Origin of the sequence: Mesorhizobium ciceri biovar biserrulae WSM1271, assembly GCF_000185905.1 — a bacterium.
Taxonomy (GTDB): Bacteria; Pseudomonadota; Alphaproteobacteria; order Rhizobiales; family Rhizobiaceae; genus Mesorhizobium; species Mesorhizobium ciceri.
Genome location: NC_014923.1, coordinates 2814522 through 2829978 on the forward strand (window position 1 = coordinate 2814522; position 15457 = coordinate 2829978).

Genomic DNA, 15457 nt, shown 5'->3' on the forward strand with positions numbered 1-15457 from the left:
GCGACATGCTGACCGGTCGCATTCTGTCAGCGCGTGTGGGCACACTTGTCCTCACCCTGTGGCTGGTCAGCATTCTGGTGTTCTTCGCCGGGCAGGTCCTGCCCGGCGATGTGGGCCGTGTCATGCTCGGGCCTTTTGCCGACGCGCAAGCGGTGGCGGAACTGAACAAGCGGCTAGGCGCCGACCAGCCGGTTCTCGTCCAGTATTGGCTCTGGTTCAGCAAAGCGGTCACCGGTGACTTCGGCACCTCGCTGTCGATGCGCGGGCCGGTGGCGCCCTTCGTGCTGGAAAGCCTCAAGCGCTCCGCGGCGCTTGCCGGGATTATTTTGCTCTTCCTCGTTCCGCTCGGCGTTGGTGCCGGCGTCATCGCCGGTCTCAATGCGGGCCGCCTCATCGACCGGCTGATCGTGATGGCGGGCGTCTCCTTCGGCATTGTGCCTGATTTCGTTTCCGGCCTGATGCTGCTCATCGTTTTCGGCCTGTGGCTGAACTGGTTCCCGATCTCCGGAGTTGCGCCCGATGGCGCGGGCTTCTGGACGCATGGCTATTATCTGATCCTGCCGGCGCTGCCGCTGGTGCTGAACCTTTCCGGCTATATCGCCCGGATGACGCGAGCAGGCGTGATCGAGGCGATCGCCGCCGATTACACGCGCACCGCCGTCCTGAAAGGGCTCGAGCGGCGCGAGATCATCTTTCGGCACGTGCTGCGCAATGCGCTGACGCCGACCGTCGCGGTGCTGGCGACGCAGACCGGATACATGCTGGGTGGGCTGGTGGTGATCGAGGCGTTGTTCGGCATCCAGGGACTTGGCAATCTGGTCCTGAACGCGGCCAAGGCCCGTGATTTCCCGATGCTGGAGGCAGGCGTATTGGTGATGGCGGCCATCTTCGTGCTGTCGGCGGCGGCCGGCGACCTCTTGCTGGCGCTGCTCGATCCGCGGCAACGCCGCCGGACCTCGCCATGACGGATCTGGCCGAGTTTCCCGCACTGCAGCGCGCCGTGGCGGGCTTTTCGGCAGTGCGCCGGATTCGCAGTGCTTTCGCCGGATTGCCGCCGTCGGTCGTGGTCGGATTGCTGCTGCTTTTGTTCTGGGTCGCTTGCGCCATAGCAGGCAACCTCTTCGTTCCCTACGATCCCTATGCCGAGGATTTCCTGGCGACGCTGACGCCGCCCGATGCGCTGCACTGGTTCGGGACCGATCAGCTCGGCCGCGATGTGCTGTCCCGCATCATCGTCGGTTCGCGCGACATCCTGCTGGTTGCGCCGCTGGCGACGCTGGCCGGGGTTGCCGCCGGCAGCATCATCGGCCTGGTGCTCGGCTATTTCGAGGGCCTCACTGATGCCATCGGCGCGCGGCTGCTCGATACGCTGATGGCGTTTCCGTTCATCGTTCTCGTCACCATGACGCTGGTGGCGATCGGCCCGTCGAACCTGACCGTCATCCTGGTGATCGGCATCGCCTACGCGCCGCTGGTGGCGCGCACCGTTCGCGCCGCCGTGCGTGAGCAGAAGCAGCGCGACTATGTCAGCGCCGCGCGGCTTGGCGGTGAAGGCCCGCTCGCCATCATGTTCCTGGAGATCCTGCCCAACATCAGGGAAACGATCCTCATCGAACTCGTCACAAGGCTGGGCTACGCGTTCTTCTCGATCGCGACGCTGAGCTTTCTCGGCCTCGGCATTCAGCCGCCATCGGCCGACTGGGGACTGGCCGTCGCCGACGGCTATGGCTTCCTGACCGGCGGAAAATGGTGGGTCGTCGTCTTCAATTCCGGGGCAATCGTCTCGCTGGTGATGGCGACCAACCTGATCGCACAAGGCATTGGCGCCTTCGAGAATAGCGATGCATGAGCCTTGATCCGGGCGCCAAAAAATCTCTTTTGCATTGAAGCCTGACGCGCATCCTTATATCGCATGATTATGAAGAAAATCGGGTTCCTGTCGTTCGGGCACTGGACGCCCTCGTCGCAATCGCAAGTGCGCTCGGCTTCGGACGCGCTTTTGCAATCCATAGAGCTGGCTGTCGCCGCCGAGCAGCTGGGCGCGGACGGCGCGTATTTTCGCGTGCATCACTTCGCCCGCCAGCTCGCGTCGCCGTTCCCGCTGCTGGCGGCGGTCGGCGCCAGGACCAGCCGCATCGAGATCGGCACCGCGGTCATCGACATGCGCTACGAGAACCCGCTCTACATGGCCGAGGATGCCGGTGCCGCCGACATCATCGCCGGCGGGCGCCTGCAACTCGGCATCAGCCGTGGCTCGCCCGAGCAGGTGATCGATGGCTGGCGCCATTTTGGCTACGCGCCGCCGGAAGGGCAGAGCGACGCCGACATGGCAAGGCACCACGCCGAGGTCTTCCTCGAGACGCTGCGCGGCGAGGGGTTCGCCCAGCCCAATCCACGGCCAATGTTCCCCAACCCGCCCGGCCTCTTGCGCCTCGAGCCGCATTCGGAGGGTTTGCGCGAGCGGATCTGGTGGGGTGCGGCCACCAACGCCACGTCGGAATGGGCAGCCAAGCTCGGCATGAACCTGCAGAGCTCGACGCTCAAATTCGACGAGAGCGGCAAGCCGTTCCACATCCAGCAGGCCGAGCAGATCCGCATCTATCGCGAGGCCTGGAAGGCAGCCGGCCACAAGCGCGAGCCGCGCGTCTCGGTCAGCCGCAGCATCTTCGCGCTGGTCGACGATCGCGACCGCGCCTATTTCGGCCGCGGCAATGAGAGCCGCGACCAGATCGGCTTCATCGAGGAGAACACCAAGGCGATTTTCGGGCGCAGCTACGCGGCCGAGCCGGATGTGCTGATCAAGGAATTGGCGCAGGACGAGGCGATCGCCGAGGCGGATACGCTGTTGCTCACCGTTCCGAACCAGCTCGGCGTCGACTACAACGCGCATGTCATCGAGGCGATCCTGACCCATGTCGCTCCAGCGCTGGGCTGGCGCTGACGCCGGATCGATCAGGGCCGAGTTTTCCAGGGAGGTACACAATGCCAAAGAAGGCCTTGATCGCCTGGGGCGGCTGGGAGGGCCATACGCCGGAGCAGAGCGCGAAGCTCGTTCGCACCTTGCTTGAGCGAAACGGCTTCGACGTCACGCTGGGTGAGGGCACGGCGATGTTCGCCGGTCCGGAGCTTGCTTCCTTCGATCTCATCGTGCCTGTCATCACGATGTCGACGATCGAAAAGGCCGAGTTGCAGAACCTGACGCTTGCGGTTCGCGGGGGAAGCGGGCTCGGCGGTTTCCACGGCACGATGGGCGACAGTTTCCGCAATGAGCCTGACTATCAGTTCATGACCGGCGGCCAATGGGTGGCGCATCCCGGCAACATCATCGACTACACTGTCGCGATCACCCGGCCGGACGATCCGATCACAAAAGGCATCAGCGATTTCGCCTACCGGTCGGAGCAATATTACATGCATGTCGACCCAAGCAATGAGGTGCTGGCGACCACCACCTTCACCGACGCGCATTTTCCGGGGATAGGCGGCGTCGTCATGCCGGTCGTCTGGAAACGGCGCTATGGGGCGGGGAAGGTTTTCTACAGTTCCCTTGGTCACACGGCGGATGAGTTCGCGGTGCCGGAAATGGCGCTGATGGTGGAGCGGGGTTTGCTTTGGGCGGCGCGGGGGTAGAAGCAGGCGAAGTTCGTGAAAATCTGATGGAATTCACAGGAAATCTACGGAGATATCCAATGAACGATTCCAGTTGGTCCGCTTCCGAAAAGAAGCTCGCCCGCCACGCCTTCGATAAGGCTCTTGAGGCGGCCCTCGCAAAGACGATGGCCGAATTCAAGAGCAAGGCCAGTGCGGTGACGGTTCCCTCCCAGATGTGGGAGCTGGAAGCCTATTTGCGTGAACAGCGGCGGGATATCGATCGGACGTTCGACTACCGCTATTCGCAGCTCCTTTATGTCTTCACTCATCTCATCCGAGCAGGCTGCCTCGATGAAAAGCTGCTTGCCGGTCTGTCGCAAGACAAGCGGGATGTCATTCGGCGGGACCTTGCCTTTGCGGCGGGACGCCCGGCCAGCGGATGACGACGGCAGGGAGTGCGGCCGCGTCCCAATCCCTGCCATGCTGGAAAGCGGCCGTTGTCGTACTACCATCCCGTCACATGGCGAGGGGGATGAGATGGACCATCAGCGTACTGTTTTTCTGATCGGAGCAGGTTCCGTTGGTGACGACGAGCAAGCCGTGTTCACGCTGCACGTGAACGGCGCTGCCTGCAATCTGAAATGCAGTTATCGGGACAAGGTGATCGAGGCAGAAGAGGAAGACTTTTTCGAGGCTCTGTTCCAAATCCGTCAGGCACTCGAAGTCGATGGCCTGCTACCCTTCTGTTACGGAGCAAGCACCAATGTTTATCCGGAAAATACCGTGATGGAGAAAAGTCGCGGATTGATAGCCTGCAAGGTGAAGACGGGGCAATTTCCGCAAGAGAGCGATCTGGTCGACATATTTGATGATGGCGTCGACGTGGTTCCGGTTTTCGTCCATATGCAGCAGGAATTTTGGGAAGAATGGCTGACTTCGCTGCCTTCCTAGCTGCTGGCGTTCATCCAATCCCGCCCGTAACCAGATAGGCGCCGGCGCTGCGCCCATCCTCCAGCCGCACAATAGCCGTCACGATCGAGCCATACGAGCCACGCCAGACGCTGTGGAACCGCTGGTGCTCTGCGGCCGGAACCAATGCCTGTCCACAGCAGCGCGCTCCGCTTCGCTGCATGGCGACAGGCTCGCCGTTGACATGCACCTTGACGCTGGCGTTTTCCGCCTCGGCGTCGATCGGCAGGTCGAGGGTGATGGTGATCTCGTCCTGATCGCCGGTCGTGCGCGTCTCGGCGGCAAGCGCGATGACGAGCGGAGGTGCCTTGCCGTTACCGGTTTGCGTGGGCCGGCGGGAAAATACATCTTCAGTCAGTTCCGGCGTGCGTGGGGGCAGGGTGCGGCGCCGGGTCGACAGTTCGTAGTCGCCGGCCATGCGCAGCAGCCTTTCGTCGTCATAGGCCTTACCGGCGAAGGTCAGGCCGACCGGCATGCCGATATCGGCCATGGTTCCCATGGGCACGGTGACGGTCGGGATGCCGAAATGGCGCCAGACCAGATTGCCGTTGGCGACCCAGGTGCCATTGCGCCAGGCAAGGGCGGCAGATGCCTCGTCGATGTCTGCATCGGCCGGTCCGACATCGGCGGCGGCGGGCAGCGCCACGGCGTCGATGTCTTGGCCGTCCAGCCAGTCCTCGAAATCGATCCGCCTTGTTGCTTCGAGGCCCTTCAGTCCGTCTTCCAGCGTTGGAATGTCTGCGAACGGCGTGACGCCGGACCGGGCCCGTTCCACATATTCTCTCAGATCGAAGCCGCCCTCATAGCGGTCGGGCAGCGTGCCGGGCGGCTGCGGGAAGATCTTTGGGCCGTCGACGGAGACGAGATCGGGCACGGCCGGGTCGGCATTGGCGCGCAAAAAGTCGTCCCAGCCCCAGATGCTGAGATCCCAGAGTTCGCGCTCGGCGAAGTCCTGCGGCACCAGCCCGCGCTCGACCATGGTGCGCGCCCCGGGGCGGTCGCGCTCGTAGTTGGAGACGACGGGGAAATCGACCTCGATCACCTCGGCGCCAAGCCGCTTGAGATCGGCCGCTGCCTGCTCCCACAGGGCAAGCACCGAGGCGCGGGTTTCGATCGGCGCATCGGCCTCGCTGTCGCGGCCGATATACATTCTGGGCACGCCCAGGCGCTTGCCTTTCAACGACCCCGCCAGTGCGAGATCGGTATAACGGGGCGGCCGCACATCGGAGCTTTTCGGCGGCTTGACCCAAGGCTGCGCGCGCCAGAAATCGCCTCGCGCCTCGGGATCGTCGGCGACGATCACATCGAGCAGTTCGAGCATGTCGGGCACGCTGCGCGTATGCGGCACGACGACATCCATGGTCGGCACCAGGGGCCAGTTGCCGCGCACAGAAATGACGCCGCGCGACGGCGTGTAGGCGACCAGCGCATTGTTGGTGGCCGGCGCGCGGCCGGACGACCAGGTTTCCTCGCCAAGCCCGAAGGCGCAGAAGCTGGCCGCTGTCGCCGTGCCGGAGCCATTGGACGAACCCGATGCGAAGGCGGCGGTGAGATAATCGCCATTGTACGGACTTTCGGCGCGGCCATAGACGCCCCGCTGCATGCCGCCATTGGCCATTGGCGGCATGTTGGTCAGCCCGATCAGCACCGCGCCGCCGGCGCGCAGCCGGGCGATGGTGAAGGCATCCTCATTGGCAATGAGATGCTCGAAGGCCGGCGAGCCGGCGGCCACCGTCAGGCCTGCAACCTTGTAGCTGTCCTTGGCGGTGTAGGGGATGCCGTCGAGCGGTCCGAGCACGGCGCCATTGCGGCGGCGCCGGTCGGAGGCGGCGGCTTCCTCGAACATGTCAGGGTTGAGCACCGGGACGGCATTGAGGCTGATGCCGTGCCTGTCGAAATGCGCGATGCGCCTCAGATACGCCCCGACCAGTTCGACGCTGGTGACGGTGCCGTCATCGAGCGCGCGGCGCAGTTGGTCGATCGTCGCTTCGACGAGGTGAAGGCTGGCGTCGGTCATCACGGATCCCACATTTCCACGCACCATGGATGAGCGAGGCCGCAGGCTTCGGCAAGAGCCTATCGCGGTCTTCTCGGAACTTTTGTCCGGCTGGCGGTTTTGGATGTATGGTGCGATTCCGGAATGGCCAGAAGGGTGTGCCGATGACCACGAAATGCGTTGCGATCCTAGCTCTCGCGGTTGCTACGGGCGCGAGTCTTTGCGCCCCGGCCTTGGCTGGCGACCGGCATCACGACCGCCGGGTCCACTCCGAACGCTACGTTCCCGCCGAAGGCGATCTCATCGATATCCTGTTCGGCGGCCCGCACTACTACGATCAGCAGTTGGTGACGACGGCGGCTGGCGCGTGCTCCTACCATCGCGTTGGACCCGACGCGAATGCATTGAACAAGATCAACGATCATCACTGCGGGAAATAAGGCAGTAGGGCAGTAGGGCAGTAGGGAGCGCCTCAACGCTGGCCGCTCTCCTTCATACGCTCGATGATTTCGGCCATCAGCGCCAGGTCGTGGCGGGAATCGGCGAGGTCGGTCAGCGGCTTTGTTCCTTCGGCGATGTGGCGGTGGAAAATCTCGAGTTCATTCGAGAAAGCATCGCCGTAGAGAGGGCCGAAGGCTTTCGTCACCGGGCCGAGCGGGCCGGCATCGGTGACCTCCAGCCGCGTCGGCAGGCTGCGGATGTAGGGCGTGTCGTAGATGATGCGCACGCGCCTGGTGTTGGAGCGCACCTCGATCATTGCGTCGAACAGGCCGAGATCGTCGACCACCGCGTCGTAGAGACAAGCGAAATGGCCATAGTCGAAGGTGACCGATGTGTTGGCGCCGCCATTGGTGCGGTGCGCGGCCAGCACGCGCGCCGGCTCGCCGATCAGCCCGCGCATCGCCGAAATGTGGTGCGAGGAAAGCGCCGTCAGCCCGCGATAGGCGCGCACCAGGTCGGCCGGCGCGTCGGCACCGACGACTTCGCGGATCAGCGCGTCGCGCTCCTTGGCGCCACGCGCCAGCAGGGCCGGGTCTATGTCGTTGGGATAGAGGACGTTCTGGCTCTTCTTGAGGAAATGCCGGCCCTCCGAGATCAGGTCGAAGATGCGGACATGGGTGATGTCGGCGAAGGCCGGCAGCTCGTCCCTGGCGGCCAGATATGCCGGCGCGTAGCGGCGCATATAGCCGACGAACAGGATCTTGTCGTAGCCCGGCATCAGCGCCAGCAGATCGTCGATCTCGCGCACCGTCAGACAGGCGGGCTTTTCCAGCAGGATGTGCTTGTTGGCGGCAATCGCCGCGTGCACGAAGCGGCTGTGGGTGTCGTCGGATGACAGCACGAACACCGCGTCGATGTCGGGTGACGCTATTAGCGCCTCGGCCGTCTCGAAGGTTCTTGCCGTCGGGTGTTGCGAGGTGCACAGCGCCACCAGGCTGGGCGACACGTCGTACACGCCCGCGATCACCCAGCGCTCGCGCTGATCGCTCAGCACCGGCAGATGGATCGACTGGGCGACCTCTCCAAGACCTATAAGTCCGACACGAATTGGTGCCACCGGCAAACTCCCTTTGATTTCAAGTCTGATGCTGCAGGACTATGCCGCGCCGGTGACCAGCGCGACGAGCTCGTTGCCTGATGTCTCCGAGGCGCGCACGGTCGCCGCCATCTTTCCCGCCCGCATCACCCAGATCTGGTCGGACAGGCGGCGGACCTGATCGAAATTGTGGCTGACCAGGATGACTGAGACCGACTGCTCGCGCAGGCGCCGGATCAGCGCCTCGACATTGGCCGTCTCCTGCACGCCGAGCGCCGCCGTCGGTTCGTCCATCACCACCAGCTTGGCGCCGGAGCCGACAGCGCGGCAGATCGAGATCGCCTGCCGCTGGCCGCCCGACAGGCGCCGCACACGCTGGTTGATCGACGGCACGTTGATCGACAGGCGCGACAGCATGGAACGGGCCTCGCGTTTCATCGCCTTGCGGTCGAGGAAAGCGAAGGGACCGATGCGGCGCACGATCTCGCGGTTGAGGAACAGGTTCTGTGCGACCGTCAGTTCGTCGATCAGCGCCAGGTTCTGGTGCACGGTCTCGATGCCGGCCTTGCGCGCCTCGTCGGGATTGGCGAAGGGCCGCGCCTGGCCGTCGAAGAACAGATCGCCGGCGTCGGGCTGATGCACGCCGACCAGGCTGCGGACCAGCGTCGACTTGCCGGCGCCATTGTCGCCGATCACGGCGGTGACCTCGCCGCGGCGGGCCTGGAAGGCGACGTCGGTGAAGGCGCGGATGCCGCCGAAATGCTTGCTCAGCCCTTCGCAGGCGATGATCGCCTCAGCGGCGGGGATGTGATGGGGAGCGCTCATTTCTGATACCGCATGATCAGCGCCGCCAGCACCACGATGGCTCCCACGGCAAGCGGTTGGTAGAAAGCCGACACATTGAGCAAGGTCAGGCCATTGACGAGTGCCGTGAGCATCAGCGCGCCGATGGCGGGCCCAAGAATGCTGGCGCGGCCGCCGAACAGGCTGACGCCGCCCAGCACCACCGCCGCCACCGAATTCAAGAGCAGGCTGGTGTTGATCTGCGGTTCGGCCGAGCCGATGCGGGCGACCAGGAGAATGGCCGCGACGCCGGCGCAGAGACCGGAAATCGTATAGGCGGCGATCTTGACCCGGTTGGTGCGGATGCCGAGCGCGCCGGCACTTTCGGCCTGGCCCCCGGTGGCAAGCAGATGCACGCCGAAACGCGTGTGGTAGAGCGCGATATGGGCGACGATGACGGCTGCGATCGCCACCCATACGGGATAGCCGAACGGTCCGAACGAGCCGGAAGCGAGCCTGAGCAGGAAGGTCGAGCCGACCATGGTCGGTTCACCGCCCGACAGGATGAGGCCAAGGCCAGTGATGCCCGACAGCGTGCCGAGCGTCACCACGAAATCGGGGATTTTGCCTGCCGTAATGATCAGCCCGTTGAGGAAGCCCACCGCGCTGGTGGCGAGAACCGCGAGCACGCAGGCGATGAAGATGCCGTAGCCGGCGGCATTGACGAGGCCGAGGATGATGGCGCCGAGCATGACGGCTGCCGCCAACGACAGATCGATGCCCGAGGTGGCGATGACGAAGGTCTGGCCGATCGACAGCACGACCAGGATCGCAGCCGCCAGCAGCAGCGCCTGCAGATTGGCGACGCTGAGAAAGACCGGCTGGGCGATGCCGAAGACGATGACGAGGCCGACCAGGCCGACGACGGATGCCCAGTCGGCCCAGAAGGAGGGATCGAGGAGGAGAGCCGCCAGGGAGGGACGGCTCTCCTCCGCACCCGCCGAATGGGCGGCGGGTGCGTTGTCTGCAGGTGTGCTCACTTCAGCATCTCGCGGAAGGGATCGGGATAGTCGCCGCCGGGACGCGGAAAATTCTTTAGCGACGCTTCGGCATTGTCCTTGTTGATCAACAGCACAGGTGCCGGCACGTTGGCCGGCAGTTCCTTGCCCTTGGCCGCGACCGCACAGGCTTCGACGCCCATGGCGCCGACGACATAGGGGTATTGGGCGACGGTGGCGGTGAGTTCGCCTGATGCGATCGACTTCAGCGCATCGACAATGCCGTCTAGGCCGATCACCTTGACGTCCTTGCCCGACGTCCGCACGGCGCGCTCGACGCCAAGGGCCATGATGTCGTTGGCGGCGAAGAAGCCGGCGAGGTCCGGATGGGCGGCGAGGATATCGGTGGCGGCGGTCAACGCCTTTTCGCGATCCCAGTCAGCGCTGACCATCACCACGATTTCGAGCTTGCCTTCGACGGCCTGCCTGAAGCCCTTGATGCGGGCGTTGGAGCCGACATCGCCGACGATGCCGGCGACCAGCGCGACCTTGGAACCCTTAGGCACCAGCTTCAGCATCTCTTCGCCGGCCAGCACGCCTGCGGCGACGTTGTCGGTGCCGATATAGGTCGAGACGGCAAAGCCGGCGGCCTTGGCCTGCTCGGGGTCGATGGTCGAGTCGATGTTGACGATCGGCTTCTTCTTTTGGGCGACCGGCACCAGCGCCTGGACGAGGTTGGAGACGCTGATCGGGTTGACCAGGTAGCAATCGAAATCCTGCATGGCCATGGCGGTCAGGCGGTCGGCCTGGCCGGTGGCGTCACCCATGTTGGCGGCGGCTTGGACGCTGACACTGACGCCGTTGGCCTTGGCCTGCTCCTCGATGCCCTTCTGCATGGTCTGGAAGAATGGATTGTCGAGGCCTTTGACGATGGCCGCGACTTTCGCCGTATCCTCGGCCTGGGCGGGTGCCGAGACGATGGTTGCAAGCATGCCGGCGCCAAGCAGGCTCGTGCCGAGTTTCAGGCAATTGAACATGCGCATGGTTTTTCCTCCTCCTGATTGTTTATGGGCTGCATCAATGTCGCCGTCCGGCGACTGCAATGTCCGACGGCGCGCAAGCGACCCCGGCCCCTGGCGCGACGATCCGCCAACGGACTGCTGCCAGCCTGCGGATGTGCGGACTGCAGGCCCGGTTCGGGCGCTTTTCGATGTCAGGCATTGCTCCTCCCAGAGCGCCGGCCGATGCCATGCCGGCATTTGCGCATGTTTTATAAAAAATTGACACGCGTCAAGATTTAAAATGTGCGTAGCGATTTTTGATTGCGCGCCCTGCGGGCATGACTGTCCTGCCGGCATGCGCTACAACCAAGGCGCGAAAAAAACTGCCGGCCTAGGGAACCACTAGGGGGATGTCCGCGTTGGTCGCTACTTTTGTGCAGAGGGAGGTTTGGGGTGGGGCGTTTCGAAATCGTGGAAGAGCCAACGGGTACGTTTTCGATTTTCGACACCGTCACGGAATTGCCGGCAACGGCCAAAGGGGGCGTGTGCATTGGGCTTTATCGGCACGAAGTGCCTCTGGCACTGCTTGCGGCGGTTGAAACGGTCCAGCCCGGCCATTTTTCGCTCCTGCCCTCATTGTCGGTGTTGAACGACTGGCGGGCTCATCGAGACGATCTGCTGGCATGAGCAAAGCTGCCCGATGTCGCATCAAAAATCATACGGTATGGGAAATCACGTCCTGTTGTCGAAAGCGGCGGTGAGGCATGGAAAGCAAGGGGAGGTTGCAGTGCGTTGGGAGGTGAAGCAATGTCTGATCAGGACGACCTGATCCGAGCTGCCATCGGACGGCTGCTCGCCGAGAAGACAGGCGCCGCCGTCATATCGATGAGAGAGAGCGTCACCGAGCTTCTGGCGCTGACCGGTGCCGCACTGGACGAAAGACTCCAAGACCTGCTGCTGGAAATGGCCGAAGTCCGCGGCATGATGGTCGCTCTCGACTTCTGAACATATCCGGCTGGGATGCCGCAGCATGGACCGGCAGCGCTTTCATCGCCGGCAGCCTCTAACCTTACTGCGTCCAATATCGGGCATCGCATTTTAGGCCGAAAGCGGACAGGCAGCTTTCCGCCCGATCGCCAGCATTGCCGGCATGTCGCGGATCGTCGCCGCGACAGCGCGCCTCGCCAAACCTTGGCTCTTTTTCCGACCCTCAAACGTCTTAACTACAGTGAAGCTAAGGAGCAGGGTCGATGAGCCTCAGGAATAAAAAAATCGTGGTCACCGGTGGCAGCCGTGGGCTTGGCCTCGGATTGGTCGAGGCGCTGGTCGAACAGGGCGCCAGCGTGACCGTCGTTGCCCGTGGCGTCGAGGCGCTGGATGCGGTCGGTGCGCGGCTTGGGGTCGCCACTATCCGCGCCGACGTTGCGGAGGAGGGCGCGGCCTATCGCATTCTTAGCGAGGTTCGTCCTGACGTCGTGGTCCTGAATGCTGGTGCCACGCCCCGGATGGGCCGGTTGGATCAACTGAGCTGGGAAGATTTTTCCATCGCCTGGGAAACCGACGTCAAGGCCGGGCTATACTGGCTGCAGGCGGCGCTCAACCTGCCGCTCAAGCCGGGCAGCCGTGTTCTGGTGGGATCGAGCGGTGCCGCCGTCACCGGGTCGCAGTTGTCGGGGGGCTATGGCGGCGCCAAGCGCATGCTGTGGTTCATGGCGAAGTACGCCAATGGCGTTTCGCTGGAGAAGAAGCTCGGCATCCGCTTTCAGGCGATCGTGCCGCGGCAGATGATCCTCGGCACCGGAACAGGCGATGCGGCGGCCGGCGCCTATTCCGGATCCATGGGCATCACGCCCGAACAATTCGTCACCCGCTTCGGTGCGCCGATGCCGCCCCGGACCTTCGGCGACAGGGTGGTTTCCGTGCTGGAAGACCCGCAATATGCGGAGGGCATCGTCTTCGGCCTCAATGGCGACGCGGGCGTAACCGTGATGGAGGGGGCTGCGGCTTGAGCGAACGAGATCCTGCCGTGGACCGCGACCGACGGGAAGGGCTGCTTGCCCTTGCCGCCGCGATGCGGCCAGAGCTGCACCGCTATTGCGCGCGCCTGATGGGCTCGGTCATCGACGGGGAGGATGTCGTGCAGGACACGTTTGCGCGAGCCTTCGTTGCGCTGAATGAGCTGGGCGAGGTGCCGCAGCTCAGGCCCTGGCTGTTCCGCGTCGCCCACAACCGTGCGCTGGACCTGCTGCGCAGCCGCGCGATCCGCGCGGCGGAGCCTATCGAGGCGGCGCTTGAAATTGCCGACGACACCAAAGCCGACCCGGTGGAGATGCTGATGCGCAGGCAAGCTATACAGACCGCAGTGTCGCGCTTCGCGGAGCTTCCGCTGCTCCAGCGCAGCGTCGTCATCCTCAGAGATGTGCTCGACGAGCCGCTGGCCGAGATCGCTGCTTTGCTCGGCATCACCGTCGATGCGGTGAAAGGGCACTTGGCGCGCGGCCGCGCCCGGCTTAGGGAAGTCAGTGCGCAGGCCAGTTCGGCTCCCGATGCGCGTATCGCGTCGGCCGCCGTGGTCCGTTATGCGACCCTGTTCAACCAGCGGGATTGGGACGGCTTGCGCGCCCTGCTTGCCGACGACGTCAGGCTTCATCAGTCCCTGCATGCGACGCGCTCGGGTGCGGCGGATGTCGGCATGTTCTTCACGATCTACGCCAAAAGCGACCGCGTGTGGCTGACGCCGGCCTGGCTCGACGGCCGCGAGGTGATCGCTGTGTTCGAAAGCCATGCCGACCAGAAACCGCATCATTTCATGTGGCTGGAGTGGCGGGAAGGTCAGATCAGCTTCATCCGCGACTATCGCTATGTCAGCTATGTTACCGACGATGCCGAACTGGTGCTGGCCAAGGACGCCAGATCCTTCGGTCGCGGCACCGGGCATTGAAGAGCGGGCGCGCATCTGACCATCATACGGGCGGTGCTGTTCCTGCCCAAGGGGCCGATGCGGGGCTGGGCGTCGCACCGCCTGAGGATGTCTTTGACGTGCCCACGCGTGACATCCCCTAACTCTGCTCGATCAGCGCGCGCGCCGCAGCTTTCCCTGCCGCAAGGATACGATCCGACAATTCCGTTCCCTCCACGGCACGGGCCAGCTGAAGCGTGCCAATGAGGGTCGCAAAGATAGCGAACGCAACGCCCTCCGGATCAGGAGTTTGCGGCGGCAGCTCTACCGACACCTGGTGCACCTGGGTCAGCAAACGCTCGGTATAAAGCTGACGCGTTTCGGGTGGCTCACGGGCGATTTCCGCCAGCAAGGCGGCAGAGGCGCAGCCCTTCCCGGGGTTATCCCGATGCGCCGCCGACAGATATGTGTCTATGGCCATTGCCAAGCCGCCGGAGGCCAATGCTTGCCGTATCTCGTCGGACTGATCCTCGAGAGCTGCAGCGACCGTTTCACGGACAAGCGCCGCCTTTGATTGAAAGTGGGGATAGAAAGCCCCGTTCGTCAGCCCGGCGTCGCCCATGATGGTTGCCAGTCCGGACGCCGCTATGCCGTTTTTCCGAAAGCGTTCCGCGGCGACCTCCAGGATCCGGCCGCGCGAGGCGTCCTTCCTGCCCTTTTCGTAGCGCATGGCTGCTATTCCTTTCTGCTATTGCATTATGGTCATAATCTGATATTACGACTGTAATTTAACGGATGAAAAAAAGCTAGCCCCCCATGAGTTTGGAGCACGAAATGAAAACGAATGCCGGAAAAACCGCCGTTGTGACCGGGGCCTCTTCGGGCATTGGCCGCGCCAGTGCCGAAGCTCTTGCGCGGGCCGGGTTCACCGTCTTCGGAACCAGCCGGCGCAAGGCCGGCAACGATCCGGACGGGGTGACCATGCTGATCTGCGACGTGACCGACAGTGAGGCCGTTGCCGCACTCGTTTCGACGGTGCTCTCGCAGACCGGCCGGATCGACCTCTTGGTCAACAATGCCGGCGTCGGCCAGCTTGGAGGCGCCGAGGAATTCTCGATTGCCCAGGTGCAGGCCCTGTTCGACGTCAATCTGTTCGGCGTTATCCGCATGACCAATGCGGTGCTGCCGTCGATGCGGCAGCGTGGCGAGGGGCGCATCATCAATATCGGCTCTGTGCTGGGACTGGTGCCGGCGCCGTATTCAGCGCATTATTCGGCGGTCAAGCACGCGCTCGAGGGCTATTCGGAATCGCTCGACCACGAGGTTCGCGCCTTCAACATCCGCGTTTCGGTCATCGAGCCGGCATTCGTTCGTACTGTCTTCGACCAGAACGGGATCCAGCCGGATTCGCCGTTGCAGGAATACGATCAAGCCCGAGCTACGCTGGAAGCGCTGCTTCGCGACGTGATGCCTGTCGCCGACCGGCCGGAAGTGGTGGCGCAAGTGGTCGTCAAGGCAGCGACCGATGCCCGTCCGCAACGGCGCTACACCGCCGGCAAGGCTGCGCGCCAGGTCAGCCTGCTGCGTCGCTTTGCTCCCGCGGGGATATTCGACAAGAGCCTGCGGAAACAATTCCGCCTGCCCGTTTGAACGCAGCGAGCAGAGGATTTCACGCACATGCGA

Annotated in this window: 18 protein-coding genes; 12 read left to right on the forward strand and 6 right to left on the reverse strand. The window is 63.8% G+C overall.

The window, feature by feature from the left end:
- Positions 1-5: 5 nt before the first annotated feature.
- The 6 genes from MESCI_RS13475 to MESCI_RS13500 all read left to right on the forward strand — a co-directional run bounded on the left by MESCI_RS13475 (position 6) and on the right by MESCI_RS13500 (position 4542).
- Positions 6-965, forward strand: a complete 960-nt coding sequence (locus tag MESCI_RS13475; RefSeq protein ID WP_013530496.1) for an ABC transporter permease — start codon at positions 6-8, stop codon at positions 963-965.
- The gene (locus MESCI_RS13480) at positions 962-1849 is read left to right on the forward strand and encodes an ABC transporter permease (RefSeq protein WP_013530497.1); all 888 of its coding nucleotides are present in this window, start codon (positions 962-964) and stop codon (positions 1847-1849) included. Before MESCI_RS13475 ends, MESCI_RS13480 begins: the two co-directional genes overlap by 4 nt.
- 69 nt (positions 1850-1918) lie before the next feature.
- A complete protein-coding gene (locus MESCI_RS13485) occupies positions 1919-2941 on the forward strand; it encodes an LLM class flavin-dependent oxidoreductase (protein ID WP_063168683.1) in 1023 nt (340 codons plus the stop codon).
- 41 nt (positions 2942-2982) lie between these two features.
- Positions 2983-3630, forward strand: coding sequence for a ThuA domain-containing protein (locus MESCI_RS13490; protein WP_013530499.1), 648 nt, complete (start codon positions 2983-2985; stop codon positions 3628-3630).
- Between the two features lie 26 nt (positions 3631-3656).
- Positions 3657-4034 (forward strand): hypothetical protein, encoded by a 378-nt coding sequence (locus MESCI_RS13495; protein WP_245268615.1) that lies wholly within the window; start codon positions 3657-3659, stop codon positions 4032-4034.
- Between the two features lie 94 nt (positions 4035-4128).
- On the forward strand, positions 4129-4542 hold the full coding sequence (locus MESCI_RS13500; RefSeq protein WP_013530501.1) for a hypothetical protein: 414 nt from the start codon (positions 4129-4131) through the stop codon (positions 4540-4542).
- 10 nt (positions 4543-4552) lie between these two features.
- Here the strand turns inward: MESCI_RS13500 and MESCI_RS13505 are convergent, their stop codons facing one another.
- A complete protein-coding gene (locus tag MESCI_RS13505; RefSeq protein ID WP_013530502.1) occupies positions 4553-6577 on the reverse strand; it encodes an amidase in 2025 nt (674 codons plus the stop codon).
- Between the two features lie 143 nt (positions 6578-6720).
- Here MESCI_RS13505 and MESCI_RS13510 point away from each other — a divergent pair, with 143 nt between their 5' ends.
- The gene (locus MESCI_RS13510; RefSeq protein WP_013530503.1) at positions 6721-6996 is read left to right on the forward strand and encodes a hypothetical protein; all 276 of its coding nucleotides are present in this window, start codon (positions 6721-6723) and stop codon (positions 6994-6996) included.
- Between the two features lie 32 nt (positions 6997-7028).
- Here the strand turns inward: MESCI_RS13510 and MESCI_RS13515 are convergent, their stop codons facing one another.
- From MESCI_RS13515 to MESCI_RS13530, 4 genes are read right to left on the reverse strand one after another with little or no spacing between them, the layout of a single operon-like run.
- Positions 7029-8114: a Gfo/Idh/MocA family protein gene (locus MESCI_RS13515; RefSeq protein WP_013530504.1), complete on the reverse strand. Its 1086-nt coding sequence runs from the start codon at positions 8112-8114 to the stop codon at positions 7029-7031.
- Positions 8115-8153: 39 nt separating this feature from the next.
- A complete protein-coding gene (locus MESCI_RS13520) occupies positions 8154-8918 on the reverse strand; it encodes an ATP-binding cassette domain-containing protein (protein WP_013530505.1) in 765 nt (254 codons plus the stop codon).
- Positions 8915-9916 (reverse strand): ABC transporter permease, encoded by a 1002-nt coding sequence (locus MESCI_RS13525; protein ID WP_013530506.1) that lies wholly within the window; start codon positions 9914-9916, stop codon positions 8915-8917. The genes MESCI_RS13520 and MESCI_RS13525 overlap by 4 nt, the downstream gene beginning before the upstream one ends.
- Positions 9913-10917 carry a sugar ABC transporter substrate-binding protein gene (locus MESCI_RS13530; protein ID WP_013530507.1) on the reverse strand — a complete coding sequence of 335 codons (1005 nt, stop codon included), beginning with the start codon at positions 10915-10917 and terminating at the stop codon, positions 9913-9915. The genes MESCI_RS13525 and MESCI_RS13530 overlap by 4 nt, the downstream gene beginning before the upstream one ends.
- Before the next feature lie 411 nt (positions 10918-11328).
- Here MESCI_RS13530 and MESCI_RS13535 point away from each other — a divergent pair, with 411 nt between their 5' ends.
- From MESCI_RS13535 to MESCI_RS13550, 4 genes are all read left to right on the forward strand, one after another.
- The gene (locus tag MESCI_RS13535; RefSeq protein ID WP_013530508.1) at positions 11329-11562 is read left to right on the forward strand and encodes a hypothetical protein; all 234 of its coding nucleotides are present in this window, start codon (positions 11329-11331) and stop codon (positions 11560-11562) included.
- A gap of 120 nt (positions 11563-11682) precedes the next feature.
- Complete coding sequence (locus tag MESCI_RS13540; protein WP_013530509.1) at positions 11683-11880, forward strand: hypothetical protein; 198 nt, start codon at positions 11683-11685, stop codon at positions 11878-11880.
- 245 nt (positions 11881-12125) lie between these two features.
- Positions 12126-12884: an SDR family NAD(P)-dependent oxidoreductase gene (locus MESCI_RS13545; RefSeq protein WP_013530510.1), complete on the forward strand. Its 759-nt coding sequence runs from the start codon at positions 12126-12128 to the stop codon at positions 12882-12884.
- Complete coding sequence (locus MESCI_RS13550) at positions 12881-13816, forward strand: sigma-70 family RNA polymerase sigma factor (protein ID WP_013530511.1); 936 nt, start codon at positions 12881-12883, stop codon at positions 13814-13816. The genes MESCI_RS13545 and MESCI_RS13550 overlap by 4 nt, the downstream gene beginning before the upstream one ends.
- A 118-nt stretch (positions 13817-13934) precedes the next feature.
- On the opposite strand, the gene MESCI_RS13555 is transcribed toward MESCI_RS13550, so the two are convergent.
- Positions 13935-14504, reverse strand: coding sequence for a TetR/AcrR family transcriptional regulator (locus MESCI_RS13555; protein WP_013530512.1), 570 nt, complete (start codon positions 14502-14504; stop codon positions 13935-13937).
- A gap of 104 nt (positions 14505-14608) precedes the next feature.
- On the opposite strand from MESCI_RS13555, the gene MESCI_RS13560 reads away from it, so the two are divergent.
- On the forward strand, positions 14609-15424 hold the full coding sequence (locus tag MESCI_RS13560; RefSeq protein ID WP_013530513.1) for an oxidoreductase: 816 nt from the start codon (positions 14609-14611) through the stop codon (positions 15422-15424).
- The last annotated feature ends 33 nt before the right edge of the window (positions 15425-15457 follow it).